This is a genomic window from Stenotrophomonas sp. As-7, assembly GCF_030291015.1.
Classification (GTDB): Bacteria; Pseudomonadota; Gammaproteobacteria; order Xanthomonadales; family Xanthomonadaceae; genus Stenotrophomonas; species Stenotrophomonas lactitubi.
In genome coordinates this window covers 246,838-261,828 of sequence record NZ_CP127405.1, presented here as the reverse complement: position 1 = coordinate 261,828, position 14,991 = coordinate 246,838, and the positions used below count along the sequence as shown (strand labels likewise).

The 14,991-nt window shown below is 67.4% G+C and carries 16 protein-coding genes; 5 read left to right on the top strand and 11 right to left on the bottom strand.

Going from position 1 to position 14,991, the window contains the following annotated elements; all coding sequences use genetic code 11:
- Positions 1 to 30: 30 nt before the first annotated feature.
- Positions 31 to 657: a signal peptidase I gene (lepB, locus tag QP457_RS01165; RefSeq protein ID WP_099819572.1), complete on the bottom strand. Its 627-nt coding sequence runs from the start codon at positions 655 to 657 to the stop codon at positions 31 to 33.
- Positions 658 to 911: 254 nt separating this feature from the next.
- On the opposite strand from lepB, the gene QP457_RS01160 reads away from it, so the two are divergent.
- The gene (locus tag QP457_RS01160; protein ID WP_205405699.1) at positions 912 to 1,313 is read left to right on the top strand and encodes a hypothetical protein; all 402 of its coding nucleotides are present in this window, start codon (positions 912 to 914) and stop codon (positions 1,311 to 1,313) included.
- 3 nt (positions 1,314 to 1,316) lie between these two features.
- The gene (locus QP457_RS01155; protein WP_025875822.1) at positions 1,317 to 1,763 is read left to right on the top strand and encodes a hypothetical protein; all 447 of its coding nucleotides are present in this window, start codon (positions 1,317 to 1,319) and stop codon (positions 1,761 to 1,763) included.
- A 375-nt stretch (positions 1,764 to 2,138) separates the two neighbouring features.
- Here the strand turns inward: QP457_RS01155 and dcp are convergent, their stop codons facing one another.
- The 3 genes from dcp to arfB form a co-directional block, all read right to left on the bottom strand.
- Positions 2,139 to 4,295: a peptidyl-dipeptidase Dcp gene (gene dcp / locus QP457_RS01150; RefSeq protein ID WP_176019336.1), complete on the bottom strand. Its 2,157-nt coding sequence runs from the start codon at positions 4,293 to 4,295 to the stop codon at positions 2,139 to 2,141.
- Positions 4,296 to 4,406: 111 nt separating this feature from the next.
- Complete coding sequence (locus QP457_RS01145) at positions 4,407 to 5,009, bottom strand: lysophospholipid acyltransferase family protein (RefSeq protein WP_205405698.1); 603 nt, start codon at positions 5,007 to 5,009, stop codon at positions 4,407 to 4,409.
- 4 nt (positions 5,010 to 5,013) lie between these two features.
- Positions 5,014 to 5,445 (bottom strand): alternative ribosome rescue aminoacyl-tRNA hydrolase ArfB, encoded by a 432-nt coding sequence (gene arfB, locus QP457_RS01140; RefSeq protein WP_089241560.1) that lies wholly within the window; start codon positions 5,443 to 5,445, stop codon positions 5,014 to 5,016.
- 134 nt (positions 5,446 to 5,579) lie between these two features.
- On the opposite strand from arfB, the gene QP457_RS01135 reads away from it, so the two are divergent.
- On the top strand, positions 5,580 to 6,098 hold the full coding sequence (locus QP457_RS01135) for a DUF2059 domain-containing protein (protein WP_089241562.1): 519 nt from the start codon (positions 5,580 to 5,582) through the stop codon (positions 6,096 to 6,098).
- Positions 6,099 to 6,204: 106 nt separating this feature from the next.
- Here QP457_RS01135 and QP457_RS01130 read toward each other — a convergent pair whose 3' ends face one another.
- The 4 genes from QP457_RS01130 to QP457_RS01115 all read right to left on the bottom strand — a co-directional run bounded on the left by QP457_RS01130 (position 6,205) and on the right by QP457_RS01115 (position 9,924).
- A complete protein-coding gene (locus tag QP457_RS01130; RefSeq protein ID WP_286041075.1) occupies positions 6,205 to 6,945 on the bottom strand; it encodes a pseudouridine synthase in 741 nt (246 codons plus the stop codon).
- 107 nt (positions 6,946 to 7,052) lie between these two features.
- Positions 7,053 to 7,640 carry an O-methyltransferase gene (locus tag QP457_RS01125; protein WP_180164516.1) on the bottom strand — a complete coding sequence of 196 codons (588 nt, stop codon included), beginning with the start codon at positions 7,638 to 7,640 and terminating at the stop codon, positions 7,053 to 7,055.
- Positions 7,637 to 9,292 (bottom strand): ubiquinone biosynthesis regulatory protein kinase UbiB, encoded by a 1,656-nt coding sequence (gene ubiB, locus QP457_RS01120; RefSeq protein ID WP_205406256.1) that lies wholly within the window; start codon positions 9,290 to 9,292, stop codon positions 7,637 to 7,639. The genes QP457_RS01125 and ubiB overlap by 4 nt, the downstream gene beginning before the upstream one ends.
- Positions 9,289 to 9,924: an SCP2 sterol-binding domain-containing protein gene (locus QP457_RS01115; RefSeq protein ID WP_205406257.1), complete on the bottom strand. Its 636-nt coding sequence runs from the start codon at positions 9,922 to 9,924 to the stop codon at positions 9,289 to 9,291. Before QP457_RS01115 ends, ubiB begins: the two co-directional genes overlap by 4 nt.
- Before the next feature lie 389 nt (positions 9,925 to 10,313).
- Here QP457_RS01115 and ddlA point away from each other — a divergent pair, with 389 nt between their 5' ends.
- Positions 10,314 to 11,411, top strand: a complete 1,098-nt coding sequence (gene ddlA / locus QP457_RS01110) for a D-alanine--D-alanine ligase (protein ID WP_205406258.1) — start codon at positions 10,314 to 10,316, stop codon at positions 11,409 to 11,411.
- Positions 11,412 to 11,496: 85 nt separating this feature from the next.
- Here the strand turns inward: ddlA and QP457_RS01105 are convergent, their stop codons facing one another.
- The 3 genes from QP457_RS01105 to oleC all read right to left on the bottom strand — a co-directional run bounded on the left by QP457_RS01105 (position 11,497) and on the right by oleC (position 14,415).
- Positions 11,497 to 11,652 carry a DUF1328 domain-containing protein gene (locus QP457_RS01105; RefSeq protein WP_025875842.1) on the bottom strand — a complete coding sequence of 52 codons (156 nt, stop codon included), beginning with the start codon at positions 11,650 to 11,652 and terminating at the stop codon, positions 11,497 to 11,499.
- A gap of 121 nt (positions 11,653 to 11,773) precedes the next feature.
- A complete protein-coding gene (oleD, locus tag QP457_RS01100; RefSeq protein WP_205406259.1) occupies positions 11,774 to 12,760 on the bottom strand; it encodes a 2-alkyl-3-oxoalkanoate reductase in 987 nt (328 codons plus the stop codon).
- Positions 12,757 to 14,415: an olefin beta-lactone synthetase gene (gene oleC / locus QP457_RS01095; RefSeq protein WP_205406260.1), complete on the bottom strand. Its 1,659-nt coding sequence runs from the start codon at positions 14,413 to 14,415 to the stop codon at positions 12,757 to 12,759. Before oleC ends, oleD begins: the two co-directional genes overlap by 4 nt.
- Positions 14,416 to 14,517: 102 nt before the next feature.
- On the opposite strand from oleC, the gene QP457_RS01090 reads away from it, so the two are divergent.
- The gene (locus QP457_RS01090) at positions 14,518 to 14,943 is read left to right on the top strand and encodes a YkgJ family cysteine cluster protein (RefSeq protein WP_004135417.1); all 426 of its coding nucleotides are present in this window, start codon (positions 14,518 to 14,520) and stop codon (positions 14,941 to 14,943) included.
- Positions 14,944 to 14,991: the final 48 nt, after the last annotated feature.

The following is a 14,991-nucleotide window of genomic DNA, read 5'->3' as shown; positions in this document are numbered from 1 at the left end:
GGATTGATACTTCTGGCATATCGATTCAGCTTACAGCCGCTGCCATTCGAAGCCGTCACCACGGCGGTAATAGACCGCCACCGCACGGCCGTAGATCTTGTCCGCATCGACGAAGCCGAAGAAGCGGCCATCGAAGCTGTTGCCGCGATGGTCGCCCAGCACCAGCACCTTGCCGGCGGGCACCTGCAGATCCGCGATGTCCGGGCCACCGCCCCTGTCCAGGTCGAGGCTGGCGCGGCGCTCACCAAAGGCTTCGGTATCGGCCAGGTCAGCGATCTGCAGCGGCTGGCCGTTGATGCTCAGGTGACCATCGTGCAGTTGCACGTGGTCGCCGGCCACGGCGGCGACGCGCTTGATCAGACGGGTGCCGTCGGCCGGTGAATCGAACACGGCCACCTCACCACGCTGCGGCGTGCCGGTACCGAGCAATTCCTTGCTGGTGAACGGCAGGCGCAGGCCGTAGGCACGCATGTCCACCACCACCCGGTCACCCGGTTGCAGCGTCGGCTGCATCGAGCCGCTGGGCACGACGTAGTGGTTGGCGAGGGTATCGCGGGCGGCGGCGAGCAGGCCCAGCATCACCAGCAGTGGCAGCGCTTCTTTCTTCAGCCAGGCAAGCGTGCGCTGCGAAAACGGGGGGCGGGCAACAGCATCCATGACAGGCTCCGGGTGGGTGGTATCGGCATCAGACCACATCAGGCCCGAAGAGGTTCCCGCGCCCGCATCCTGTAGAGCCGAGCGCATGCTCGGCTGCTGTTCCGTAGCGTCGAGCAAGCCGAGCATGGGCTCGGCGCTACAGGAGGGGTTACGCAGGTTTTACGCCCAGGCCCGGCACGGGGCATCGAACCTTTACGGCCACCACGCGCATCGTGTGCCTACCGCGCCGCAGGGCGCTTTGCGCAAGGTGTTGTATGACCCTCCTGGTGATCCGGCATGCGTCGCCGTCGCTGCCGCGTCCGCTGCTGCCGGCAGAGTTGTCCGGCCATCCGGTGCTGTGCACCGACTGCGCCAGCCTGGCCGATGTGCGCCAGTGCCTGTGCCAGCCGCAGGCGCGCAGCGCGGACTGGGTGCTGCTTGATGTCGGCGTCGCCGACGAGGCGCAATGGTGTGCCGAGGGCGGTGCGCTGCAGGCGGCACTGGACGGTCTGCCGGCGGAGTACATCGAACTGCAGTCTCCCCATCAGCCCGGTCTGGAAGCGCGCCTGCGCCTGCAGCATGGCCCGGCCGCCGTGGTGGTCGACCAGCGCAGCCAGCAGGCGGGTTATCCGCTGTCATTGGCCATCGTCGGCCGCCGCCTGGCACGGGAGGGCTGAGTCATGTCGATCTTCATCATCCGTGGCCCGGAAGCGGCTGGCGCGCTGATCCGTACCGCCGCGCCGCTGCCGGCGCCGGTGCTGAAATCACTGGTGCATCGTGCGATCGATGCGGGCACCAGCGTGGCGATCCGCGCCTGCGGTTCGGAACAGGAACTGCTGGACGCGCTGCGCGTGGCCGACCACAGCCGTGGCGAGGTGACGCTGCTCGATCCGGGCGCATGTGCCGACAGCCTGCGCCTGCAGCGGCTGCTGCCGTACCTGCACAACGCGTACGTGGAAGTGCATGACGACGGTGCGGTGGCCGAGCCGTGCCTGCCGGCGGGCGTGGGTCAGCGATTGGGGATCGCGGCCGGGTATGGGGCGCAGAGCTATGTGCTGGCGCTGGACATCGCGCTGGATCACCTGGGATTGGCCGAGCAGGCGAACCGGGTGCACGTAGGGACCTGATGGCCGGGCTGCGCCCGGCACCCGGTAGTGCCGGCCGCTGGCCGGCAACCTCAACAGCAACAGCAGAGGCTGGATTTCCGTGGGATGGCGGGGTGGATCCGGTTGCGGGGGACGCTGCAAGTACGTCCATGTAAGCTCGGTCGCGCCATCCATGGCGCTCACGCCCCCGCAACCGGACCCACCCCGCCTTCGACAGATTTCCGCGAACTGTCGGAATGGCATGGCCTGCTCTTGGTAGGTGTCGACCTTGGTCGACACATGGATCCACGCCATGCGTGGATGAGCGACAAACTGCGGAATCCGTCGATGGCATCGACGCAAAGAAAAACGGCGGGGTTGCCCCCGCCGTTTTTTCTTTCGTACTTCAGGCCGCGCTTACTTCAGCCCGCGGAACTTCAGCAGCGGTTCCACCGACGGGTCCTTGCCGCGGAAATCGCGGTACAGGGTCGACAGCTCCACGCTGTTGCCGCGCGAAAGGATCTTGTCGCGGAATTCCTGGCCGTTGGCGGCGGTCAGGCCACCGTGTTCGGTGAACCACTGGTAGGCGTCATGGTCCAGCACTTCCGCCCAGAAGTAGGCGTAGTAGCCGGCCGAATAGCCGCCACCCCAGATGTGGTCGAAGTAGGTGGTGCGGTAACGCGGCGGCACCTGCGGCAGGTCGACCTTGAACTTTTTCAGCGCGCTGGCTTCAAAGGCGCCGACATCCTGCAGCGGGGCATCGGCCTTCTGCGTGTGCCAGGCCAGGTCGAGCAGCGCGGCCGACAGGTACTCGGTGGTCGCATAGCCCTGGTTGAAGCTGCGCGCCTTGAGGATCTTGTCGACCAGTTCCTGCGGCATCGCTTCGCCGGTCTTGTAGTGCTTGGCGTAGTTGGCGAACACCTTCGGGTCCAGCGCCCAGTGTTCGTTGAACTGCGACGGGAACTCGACGAAGTCGCGCGAGGTGGCGGTGCCGGCGATCGACGGGTACTTCACGTTCGAGAACATGCCATGCAGTGCATGGCCGAACTCATGGAACATGGTGGTGACGTCGTCGAAGCTGATCAGCGCAGGCTGGCCAGCGGCCGGCTTGGTGAAGTTGCAGACGTTGTAGACCACCGGCTTGGCACCGGTCAGGCCGTCCTGTTCGACGAACACGTCCATCCAGGCGCCACCGGACTTGCTGTCACGCTTGAAGTAGTCGGTGTAGAACAGGGCCAGCGAGGTGCCGTCCTTGTCGAACACTTCGTACACCTTCATGTCCGGGTTGTAGGTCGGAATGTCGGTACGCGGCTTGAAGGTGATGCCGTACAGCTGGGTGGCGGCGTAGAAGACGCCGTTCTGCAGCACGTTGTCCAGCTCGAAGTACGGCTTGATCTGCGACTCGTCCAGATCGTACTTGGCCTTGCGCACCTGCTCGGCGTAGAAGTCCCAATCCGAGGCGGCCACCTGGAAGCCACCCTTCTGCGCGTCGATCACCTTCTGGATCTCGCCGGCTTCGGCACGCGCCTTGGCGGTAGCGGCCGGCACGGTGTCGGTCAGCAGCTTGAGCGCGGCGGCCGGGGTCTTGGCCATCTGGTCGCCCAGCTGGTAGTCGGCGAAGGTGTCGAAGCCGAGCAGCTTGGCCTTCTGCGCACGCAGCTGGGCCAGGCGCTGCACGGTCTGCCGGGTGTCATTGGCATCGCCGCGCTCGGCACGGGTTTCCGAAGCCTTCAGCACGGCGGCGCGCTGGTCGCGGTCGGTCAGCGAACCGAGCACGGGCTGCTGGGTGGTGTTCTGCAGCGGCAGCAGGAACTTGCCGTCCAGCTTGCGGTCCTTCGCAGCGGCGGCGGCATTGTTGACCGCGCCCTCGTCCAGGCCGGCCAGCTTGGCCTTGTCGTCCACCACCACCGCGGCAGCGGCGGTTGCAGCCACCAGACGGGTGTGGAACTGGGTGGACAACGTGGTTTCTTCCACGTTGAGCTTGCGCAGGCTTGCCTTGTCGGCGTCGGACAGCTGCGCGCCCGAGCGCACCAGGCCGTCGTAGTAGTGCTCGACCAGGCGCTTCTGCACCGGATCCAGGCCCAGCGTCTCGCGCTGGTCGTACAGCGACTTCACGCGCGCGAACAGCTTCGGATCGAGGTTGATCTCGTCCTGGTGCGCGGCCAGCTTCGGCGCTACTTCTTCCTGGATCTTCTGGCGGGCATCGTTGGTATCGGCCTGGACCAGGCCGAAGAAGATGCGCGACACGCGGGTCAGGGTCTCGCCGCTGCGCTCCATCGCCACGATGGTGTTGTCGAAGGTGGCCGGCTCGGCGCTGTCGGCGATCTTGCGCACGTCGGCCAGATGCAGGCGCATGCCTTCTTCGAAGGCCGGCAGGTAATCGCTGTCCTTGATCTTGTCGAACGGCGGTGCCTGGAACGGCAGGCTGCTGGCGGTCAGCAGCGGGTTGGTGGAGGCTTCGGCCGGCTGCTGGGCCGGTGCTTTCTGGGCTTCGGACACGGGGGTGGACTCCTTGCCGGAACAGGCCGCCAGCGCCAGGCTGATGGCGGCGGCCAGGACTACGGTACGCGACATGTAAAACGCTCCTTGGGCAGACGGTACGGGATGGCAGCCGTCCACCCTACTCCTGTCACGGGCGCCCGGCATGTGCCGGACGTGGCGTCTACGCTGCCGGCAGCGATCGGCTCAGACCGTGCCGCGGGTCTTGCCGATCCAGGGCCGGTAGAACTCCCGGATGGCGGCCATGTCGGCGGCATCATCGCCGGTCGGCGTGAACACCGGACCGATGCCGATGATCTTCTCCGGATAGTGGAAGTACGCCGCCAGGATCGGCACGTCGGCCATCCGCGCGATCTTCAGGAAACCGGCCTTCCATTCCTTGACGGCCTTGCGGGTGCCTTCCGGAGTGATCGCGAACCACATCTTCTCGTTGTTGCGCAGCAGGTCCACGGCCTGGCCCACGGTGCCCTGCGGCGAGCTGCGGTCCAGCGGGATCACGCCCAGCCTGTGCAGCAGCGGGCCCAGTGGCCACCAGAACAGCGAGGCCTTGCCCAGCACCTTCACTTTCATGCCCAGTGCGATCTTCGCCGCCATGCCCCACAGCCCGTCCCAGTTGGACGAATGCGGGGCGATGATGAAGACCACTTTCGGCACATCCGGCAGGGTGCCGGTCACTTTCCAGCCGCCCATGCGCAGCGTGCAGCGCGCCAGCCAGCGCAGGAAACGGTTGGGCTTGACCTGCGGCATGTTCGGCGGAATGGCCGGCAGCAACGGCGTCGGGTTGTTCAAGCAATCACTCCCAGTCACGTGATGAGCGCCCGCGCTTGATCTGCGCGCGCCCGCGTTTGGCGTCCAGACGACGCAGTTTCGACCCGAAGGTCGGCTTGGTGGCCTTGCGTGGTTTGGGCACGCTCAGCCCGGCCTGGATGAAGGCCGCCAGCCGCTCGCGCGCATCCTCGCGATTGCGATCCTGGGTGCGGAACCGTTGCGCGTCGATGACCAGCACGCCTTCGCCGGTCATGCGCCGGTCGCGCCGCGCCAGCAGGCGCTCGCGCAACGGTTCGGGCAACGAGGGCGAACCGGCCACGTCGAAACGCAGTTCCACCGCGGTGGAGACCTTGTTGACGTTCTGGCCGCCGGCACCACTGGCACGCACGAAACGCTCGACGATCTCGCCGTCGGGGATTTCAAGCTGCGCGCTGATGGTGACCGGTCCGTTGCCCATCCGCGCATTGTAGCGGCAGCCGCGTTGCCGTGGCTGCCATCGCGCACCGTATGCCGCCGATCAGGCACCGAACACGCCGCCTTCGCCTTTGCCGGGGGTATGCTTGCGGTCCCGTGTACTGCAGGACGCTCCGCATGACCCGCTTGCTCCCCTCCCTGTTGCGCCGCGCGACCCTGCTGCTGGTGCTGGCCGCAGCAAGCGCGCCGGTGCTGGCCGCAGCGCCCACCGATGGCGACATCAACCGCCTGCTGTCGGCCTCGCGTGCGCAGAGCATGATCGACACCATGCTGCCGCAGATCGAAGCGATGCAGCAGCAGCAGTTCCAGCAGGTGGCCGCACAGCGCCAGCTCAACGCCCAGCAGCAGGAACAGCTGCAGCGCATCCAGGCGCGTACCAGCCAGACCCTGCGCCAGGCACTGTCGTGGCAGCAGCTGCGGCCGATGTACGTGGACCTGTACAAGAAGACCTTCAGCAAGGAAGACGTGCTGGCCATGGCCGAGTTCTACGAGAGCCCGGCTGGCCAGAGCCTGCTCGACAAGACCCCGGCGCTGATGCAGAACGTGATGGTGGCGATCCAGACGCGCATGCAGCCGCTGTTCGCCGATCTGCAGAAGGATCTGGAAGCGATCGTCAACGAGCCGGAAAAAAAGTGAGGTAGCGCCGGCCGCTGGCCGGCAACCCGGATTTCCGTAGCGCCCGAGCCCATGCTCGGGCGGCGGCGCGCAGCGCCGGGAAGCGCAGCCGAGCGTGGGCTCGGCTCTACAGGTCCTGGCTCCAGCCGAACAGGTCCAGCGCCTTCTGGAACTCACCGTCGACCGGGGCGCGCACGTCCACCATGCCGCCATCCGGATGCGGGAAGCGCAGCCGCTCCGCATGCAGCAGCATGCGGTGCACGCCCTGCATGCGGAAGTTGCGGTTGTGCCGGCCATCACCATGGCTGGTATCGCCGATCAGGTGATGTGACAGGTGCTTCAGATGCCGGCGGATCTGCCGGAAGCGACCCGTCAGCGGCTGGCAGCGCAGCAGCGCATAGCGCGAACTGGCGAACTCCCCCACTGGCACCGACAGTTCGCCGGCCGCCAGACGCTGGAAGTCGGTCACCGCCGGCTTCTTCACCGGCTTGCCCGGACCGCCGTCCAGATCATGGTCGACCTTCCACGCCTCCTCGGCCGGCCAGCCGCGGCAGATCGCCAGATAGTCCTTGCTCACTTCGCCGCCCATCAGCGCCTTGCCCAGCATGCTGGCAGCGTCGCGGTCGAAGGCCAGCAGCAGGCAGCCGCTGGTGGCGCGATCCAGGCGGTGGACCAGGAAGATCGGACGACCCAGCTGCTCGCGCAGGCGATCGGCGAGGAAATCATCTTCGCCACGGGCCAGCTTGCTGTCGTGGACCATCAGCCCGGCCGGCTTGTTGACCACGGCCAGGCGTTCATCCAGGTGCAGCAGCTGCAGGGGCGCGGTTTCAATCTCGACCGCAGCGAGGGTGTCGGGTTCGGTACTCACCGCGCGATTATAAAGGCCTGCCCTCTGTAGAGCCGAGCCCACGCTCGGCTGCTCCGCGCGCCAGGCAATAGCGTGCCAACCAAGGTTGGCACCTACCTGTAAAGCAGTCAGGCGTTGCGCAGCGCCAGCAGTTCGCCATTGCCCACCGGCACCAGGCTGGTGGTGAACGCCGCGTCGGCGGCCAGCAGGGCGCGCAGCGGCTCCATCTCAGCGGCATGCGAGGTGGCGTTGTCGACCACCAGCAGGCCGCCGGGGCGCAGTACACGGCGCAGCTGCGGCCACCAGCCTGCGTACTGCCCGCGATCCGAATCCAGGAACAGCAGGTCGATGCAGCCATCGGCCGCCTGCGCCAGCCACTGCCCGGCATCAGCGTGGACCTGTTCGATGCGCTCACCCAATCCACTGCGCGCGAAATTCGCACGGGCCATCGCCACCTTGTCGGCGGCGAACTCCAGCGTGGTCACCCTGCCATCAATGGCAGCGGCGGCCTCGGCCAGCCACAGCGTGGAATAGCCATTGGACGTGCCGATCTCCAGCACGCGACGGGCATTGCCGAACCGCACCAGCACCGACAGCAGTTCACCGGTGTCGGCGGTGATGTTGAGCATGCGCCGGCCACGATCGGTTTCGCGCGCATCGTTGTCACTGCCGAACTGCGCCAGCTCGTGCTTGAGCGCGCTCAGCGCATCACTCATCGCCACCACGCACGCGCCAGTGCGAACACGCCGACGGTACCGGACACCCAGCTCCACGCCGGTACCTCGCCCCAGTACCAGCCCGGCGGCTGCAGCACGTACATCAATGCGGCGATCGCCAGCAGACCGACGCCGGTGATCGCCCCGACCGCGCGCTTCTGCAGCCGCTGCAGGCTGGCATCGAGTGCGACCAGATCGCGCGAACGCATCGCCAGTTCATGGCGGCCTTCCACCTGCTGGGTCAGCCAGGCGTGCACCAGGCGCGGCATGTCCGGTGCATGGGTCATGATTTCCGGCAGGCGCTTGCCGATCTCGCGCACCACGCGGCGCGGGCTGTAGCGCTCGCGCAGGATCTTCGCCAGCACCGGCTTGGCCACCGCCCAGATGTCGATCTGCGGATCGAGCTGGCGGCCGACGCCTTCGATGTTGAGCAGGGTCTTCTGCAGCAGGATCAACTGCGGCTGCAGGGTCAACTGGTAGCGCTGGGCCACGCGGAACAGCTTCATCAGCACTTCGGCCAGCGAGATCTGCGACAGCGGGCGGGTGAAGTACGGCTCGCACACCGAGCGCACCGCCGCTTCAAGATCATCGATGCGCACGTTGTCGGGCATCCAGCGCGCCTGCACGTGCAGTTCGGCGATGCGGCGGTAATCGCGGTTGAAGATGGCCATGAAATTCTCGGCCAGGTAGTACTGATCTTCCTGCGAGAGCTGGCCCATGATGCCGAAGTCCAGCGCGATGAAGCGCGGGTTGTCGCGGCGTGCCGGATCGATGTCGACCCAGATGTTGCCGGCGTGCGCGTCGGCATGGAAGAAGTTGTCGCGGAACACCTGGGTGTAGAACACCCGTACGCCCTTGGCAGCCAGCGCCTTGCGGTCGATGCCGGCCTTGTCCAGCGCGGCGATGTCATCGGAGGGAATGCCCCATACGCGCTCCAGGGTCAGCGCGCGCTCGGCGGTATGGCTCCAGATCACTTCCGGCACGTACAGGTCGTCGGAGTTCTCCCAGAAGCGGCGCAGCACGCTGGCGTTGGCGCCTTCGCGCTGCAGGTCCAGCTCGGCGGCCAGGGTGTTCTCGACCTCGGCCACCACTTCGCGCGGGCGGATCTTGTCGGCACGCGGGTGGGTGCGCTCGACCAGCGTTGCCAGCGAGTTGAGCAGGGCGATGTCGGCGTCGATCTGCTTCTCGATACCCGGGCGCAGCACCTTGACCACCACCTGGCGGCCATCGGCCAGGGTGGCCGCGTGTACCTGCGCGATCGACGCCGAGGCCAGCGGTTCGGTATCGAAACTGGCGAAGGCTTCGCTGACCGGCAGGCCGAGCGCTTCCTCGACGATGCGGCGCGCCGCGTCGCCGTCGAAGGGCTTGACCCGGTCCTGCAGCAGGGTCAGCTCATTGGCCACATCCGGCGGCACCAGATCGCGGCGGGTCGACAGGATCTGCCCGAACTTGACGAAGATCGGCCCCAGGTCCTGCAGCGCCAGGCGCAGGCGCGCACCGCGCGACTGTGCGGCGATGTCGGCCGAAGCGCGCGGCACGAACGGCTTGGCCAGACGCAGCCAGCGCTCTGCAGGCGTGTCCTGCAGCAGGTCGTCAAGGCGGTAACGCAGGATCACCCGGCCGATGCGGCTGGCCCGCAGCAGCGCCTTCATGCGGCACCCCGCAGGCGCTGCACGCGTGCGCCGAGGCGCTCGACATCGTCGCGCAGTACGTCCACGTCGTCGTGGAAGGCATCCAGTTCGGCACGTGGCACCACGTCGCGCGATTCCTCGGTGATGAACTCAGCGGCGCTGTGGGCCAGATCGATCGCGCCCTGGCGGGCGTGCTGCAGGGCACTGCGCAGGGTGTTGGCCACCTGCACGCCCAGCACGTCGCCGAACACGCTGACGAACGGCTGCTGCCAGTCCGGATCGAAGCCCTTGGCCAGTTGCTGCAGGCGGCGCGCCAGTTCAGCGTCGCCGGCCACGCGCACGCGGCCCTTGCCGTTGTCAGCGCCCTGGCGGGCACGCGCCAGCAGCGGCAGCTGCGCCAGCACGCCGGCCAGGCTGCTGCCCACGGCCAGGTCGGCTTCCTGTGCATCTACTGGGCCCACCCGCAACTGGGTGTCGTCGACGCTGATGCGCATCGCCAGCGGCGGCGCGTCCAGGGTCAGGTCGATGTGGCGACCGTCGAGGCTGGCCAGTGCATGGCGGGTATCCGGATCCAGCGCCAGCGCGCGGTTCAGGGCGATCTGCAGAGCGCGGCCAGCGACCGGCTTGAGGGACTTGAGCAGGGAAAGAGCCATGTGCGCATTCTACCTGCGTGGGTGGGGGGCTTGGGCCGGGCTGCCGCCCGGCACCCGCAGACGCAACGGCCAGGGCAACGGCAACATCAGCATCAAAGGCGGGCTATCTGTGGAATGGCGGGGTGGGTCCGGTTGCGGGGGACGCCGTAAACCCATCCCTGGGGGCTTGGCCGCGGCATCCATGCCGCGGACACCCCCGCAACCGGACCCACCCCGCCTTCGACAGGCTTCTGCTGCTGTTGGTGGGTGTCGACCTTGGTCGACACGCAGATCCAGGCCATGCGTGGATGACACGCGCGACTGGATTTCTGGTTCATCTGTGCCTCACGCGGAAGGCCGATGAAGGTTCATGCTATGGAGCCACGCAACGCACAGGACATCGCACTTCCATGGCACGGACCCGGGTTGGCATCATCTTCGGTGGCAGGTCTTCCGAACACGAAGTTTCGCTGCAGTCGGCGAAGAACATTCTCGATGCGCTGGATCGGGAGCGCTTCGAGCCGGTGCTGGTCGGCATCGACAAGCAGGGCCAATGGCACCTGAGCCAGCCGGATACTTTCCTGCTCAATGCGGATGATCCGGCGCGCATCGCCCTGCATGCTTCCGGTACCGCGCTGGCGGTGCTGCCGGGTACCGAGCAGGCACAGCTGCAGCCGACCGATGCGGGCAGCGCGCTGGGGCAGATCGATGTGGTGTTGCCGATCGTGCACGGCCCGCTGGGCGAGGACGGTGCGCTGCAGGGGCTGCTGCGCATGGCCAACCTGCCCTTCGTCGGTTCGCCGGTGCTGGGCTCGGCGGTGGCCATGGACAAGGACGTGACCAAGCGCCTGCTGCGTGATGCGGGCCTGCAGGTGGCGCCCTGGGTGTGCATCCGTCGCCACGAGGCCGATGCGGTCGATGTCGCGGCATTGATCGAAGCGCTTGGCCTGCCGCTGTTCGTCAAGCCGGCCAACCAGGGCTCATCGGTGGGCGTGAGCAAGGTCAAGGATGCAGAGGGTTTCGCCGAGGCATTGCAGACTGCGCTGCGCTACGACCACAAGGTCCTGGTGGAATCGGCCGTGGTCGGCCGCGAGATCGAATGTGCAGTGCTCGGCAACGAGCGGCCGCAGGCCAGCGTCTGTGGCGAGGTTGTACTGCACGACGAGTTCTACGCCTACGACACCAAGTACATCAACGAAGACGGCGCTGAGGTGGTGGTGCCGGCCGCAATCGATGCGGCGACGCAGGCGCGTATCCAGCAGATCGCGTTGCAGGCCTACCAGGCACTGGAGTGTGCGGGCATGGCGCGGGTCGATGTTTTCCTCACCGCCGATGGCCGGATCATCATCAACGAAGTCAACACGCTGCCGGGCTTCACCCGCATCAGCATGTATCCGAAACTGTGGGGTGCCAGTGGCGTGGACTACACCACCCTGATCACCCGCCTGATCGAACTGGCGCTGCAACGGCACGACGCTGATCGCGGGTTGCACAGCGCGGTGCGGTAACAGCGCGCTGGTAGTGCCGGCCGCTGGCCGGCAACCCCGGGTTGTCGAGGTTGCCGGCCAGCGGCCGGCACTACCGCTCAAGCGGTCATGTGCGCTTGCGGAACATCGAGATCACAGCCAGCACCAGGAACACCACGAACAGGATCCAGGCGATGTTGCTGGCGGCGCCGGCAATGCCGGAGAAGCCGAGCACGGCGGCGATGATGGCGATGACAAAGAAGATGACGGCGTAATGCAGCATGGTACTCCTCGCAGGTGGTCGGCCGTGGGTGGCGTTGTGTCCATCCTGCGCATCTGCCGGTGTGCAACCGGTGATGGCGATCTCTGCGCGTAATGAAGGCTTCAGCGCGGTGATGCCGCCGTCATGATGCCGCCTTCAGCCGTCGCAGTCCTTCTTCGATGCTGACCTGCGGCACGTAGCCGAAATCACGACGTGCCGGCTCCATGCTGTACCAGTGCGGCGTGCACAGCTGCTCGGCCAGGAAGCGCGTCAGCGGCGGCTCGCCACGCAGGCGCAGCAGCGGCCACAGCCGCTCGCAGATCGCGCCGATGCGATACGCGGTCTTGAAGCTGATCGCCTTCTCCACGGTTGGAGCGCCCACCGCCTGCAGCAGCTTGTTGACCAGCTCGCGCATCGGCAGCGGCTCGCCATTGGAAATGAAGTACGCCTTGCCGGCGCACGCAGCGCCCGGTGCCAGCGCCTCGAAGGCGAGGAAATGCGCCAGCGCGGCGTTGTCGATGTAGGTGGTGTCGACCTTGTTGTTGCCATCGCCCACCAGGCGCAGGCGGCCAGCGCGTGCACGCTCGGCCAGGCGCGGCACCAGCTGCTGGTCACCCGGGCCCCAGATCAGGCGCGGGCGCAGCGCCACGGTCGCCAGCGTGGCGTCGTTGGCCGCCAGCACCCGCTGTTCGGCAATCGCCTTGGTTGCTGCATACGGCGCCTGGAAATCCTCGCCATAGGGGACTTCGTCCGCACCCAGTCCTTCCACCGGGTACGTGGCGCGATGGGTCACGCTGGGCGTTGAGGTGTAGACCAGCTTGCCGATGCCATGGGCGCGGCAGGCCGCGATGACGTTGTCGGTGCCGACCACGTTGGCCTGGTGATAGCTGTCATAGCTGCCCCAGGCACCGGCCTTGGCACCGTTGTGGAACACCGCATCGACGCCGGCCACCGCATGCAGCACTGCCTGCGGGTCAGCCAGGTCGCCGCGGATCTGGCCCACGCCCAGCGCCTGCAGTTCCGGGTAATGGCTGCGGTTGAACGCCAGCACCTGGTGGCCACGTTCGAGCAGGCCACGGCACAGCGCCTGGCCAAGGAACCCACCACCACCGGTGACCAGGATCTTCATGCGCGCTTCTCCAGTTCGGCGCGGGCCCAGACGGCGAGCTTCTCGCGGCCGATCTTGGCGTTGTGACGGATATCGACGGGGAACGCCGGGTGCATCAGCACGTGTTCCAGCGTCAGCTCGGGCAGACGCGCAGCGGCCGTGGCATGCAGCGCCTCACGCAACGCAGGGCTGTCGGACTGGCCACGCTGCAGCTCCACGCACAGCACCGGCACCTGCGCACCGGCTGCGCCAACGCCGACCAAGGCGGTGCGTGCCACCCCGGGCACGGTGTTGAACACCGGCTCGACCTGTTCGGTGTACAGCGGCCCGTGCGCGGTTTCCACGCGATGGGTCTTGCGGCCACAGAACCACAGCCGCCCCTGCGCATCGAAGTAGCCGACATCGCCCATGCGATGCACGATGCGGACGCTGCCATCGGCCAGGGTTTCGCTGATCTTCGCCGCCGCCGTCGCCTGCGGGCGGTTGAAATAACTGTCGGTGGCGGTCGGCCCGGCCACGGTGATCTCGCCGATCTCGCCCACGGCCAGCACGCGCGCCTGCGACCAGTCCGGCAGCGGCGCGTCGTCGATGGCGATGATGCGCACCTCGTTCGGTGCGACCACGCTGCCGACGCAGGTGCCGGCACCGCCCTCGGTGGCCGCGCGCGTACGCTCCAGCTCGCGCCCCTCGACCACTGCCACCGGCAGGCACTCGGTGGCGCCATACGGTGTCCAGAACTGGGCATCGGCCGGCAGCAGGCTGCGGATGGTGGCCACCACGTCCGGCGGCACCGGTGCACCGGCGGAGGTCACCCGGGTCACCGACGGCAGCGGCCGCCCATGCCGTGCCAGCACCCGCATCAACGCAGGCGAGCCGAACAGCTGGGTCACCCCGAAACGCTGGATGGCGTCATGCAGGCGCGCCGGGTCGGCCTGTGCCGGCCGGGTCGGATCCATGTCCGGAATGACCGAGGTCAGGCCCAGCGCGGGATCGAACAGGGCAAACGGCGGGAAGGTCGGCAGATCCACCCCACCCGCCTCCATGCCGAAGGCGCTGCCCAGCAGCTCGATCTGGCCGACGAAGTGGCGGTGGCGGTAAACCACGCCCTTGGGCACGCCGGTGGAGCCGCTGGTGAACAGGATCGCCGCGGTGTCCTCGCCATCGGTATCGGCCAGCATCGCGCCGCTGTTGGCGCCGGCACGCTCCAGCGCGGCCAGGGTGGTACCGCCCCAGCCGAGCCGACGGCCCACCGTGACCAAACGGGTCGCCGAGGGCGCCCAGCGCAGCGCCAGCCGCGCCACGTGGGCCAGCGGGATACCGATGAAGGCCTGCGGCTGTGCCTCGTCCAGGCACTGCTTCAGCGCGCGCTTGTCGATGCCCGGATCGACCAGCACCGGCACCGCGCCCAGCTTGAACAGGGCGAACATCAACAGGAAGAACTCCGGCGACGGCCGCACCATCACCACCGTACGCACCCCGCGGCCGATCCCGTAGCCGGCCAGGCCGGCCGCCATCGCATCGCTGCGGGCGTCCAGCTGGCGGTAATCGAGGGTCACGTCGTAGGCCGCCATGCCGTTGCCGGCGCCGCGGCGGCCGGGGCAGCGGATGGCGATCTGGTCGGGGCGTTCACGCGCCAGCTCGGGCAGCCGCGCGGCGATATTGCAGGATCGGTTCATCCGTTCATTGTCGCCGCTTACGGAATTTCTTGCGCGGCGGCCGCCAGCGTGGAAAATCCGCATCCTCGTCCCTTTCCCGATGCCGCCCGAGGCGGCTTGCCCATGCAACATCCCTGCATGACCTGCGGCGCTTGCTGCACCCAGTACCGCGTGGCCTTCCACTGGATGGAATCGGACGAGGTCACCCCCGGCGGCGTGCCGCACCAGCTCACCGAGGTCCTCGACCCGCATCGCCTGTGCATGCGCGGCACCCATTCCAAGCCGGTGCGCTGCGTGGCGCTGGATGCGCAGATCGGCGTCTATTCGCGCTGCACGATCCATCCCAACCGGCCCAGCGTGTGCCGCGAAGTGGATGCGTCATGGGAATACGGCAAGGCCAGCCCGCAGTGCGACAAGGCGCGTATCGCCTATGGGCTGGATCCGCTGACTCTGGCCGACTGGCGCTGGCGCGATGAAGCAGGCAACGACGACGACCACCCGGACGACAACGGCAACAGCCCCTCGCCGCAGGCCCCGATCGCGGCGTAGTCCGGCGTGCCGACCAACGGTCGACACCTACCCACTCCTTCTCCCGGT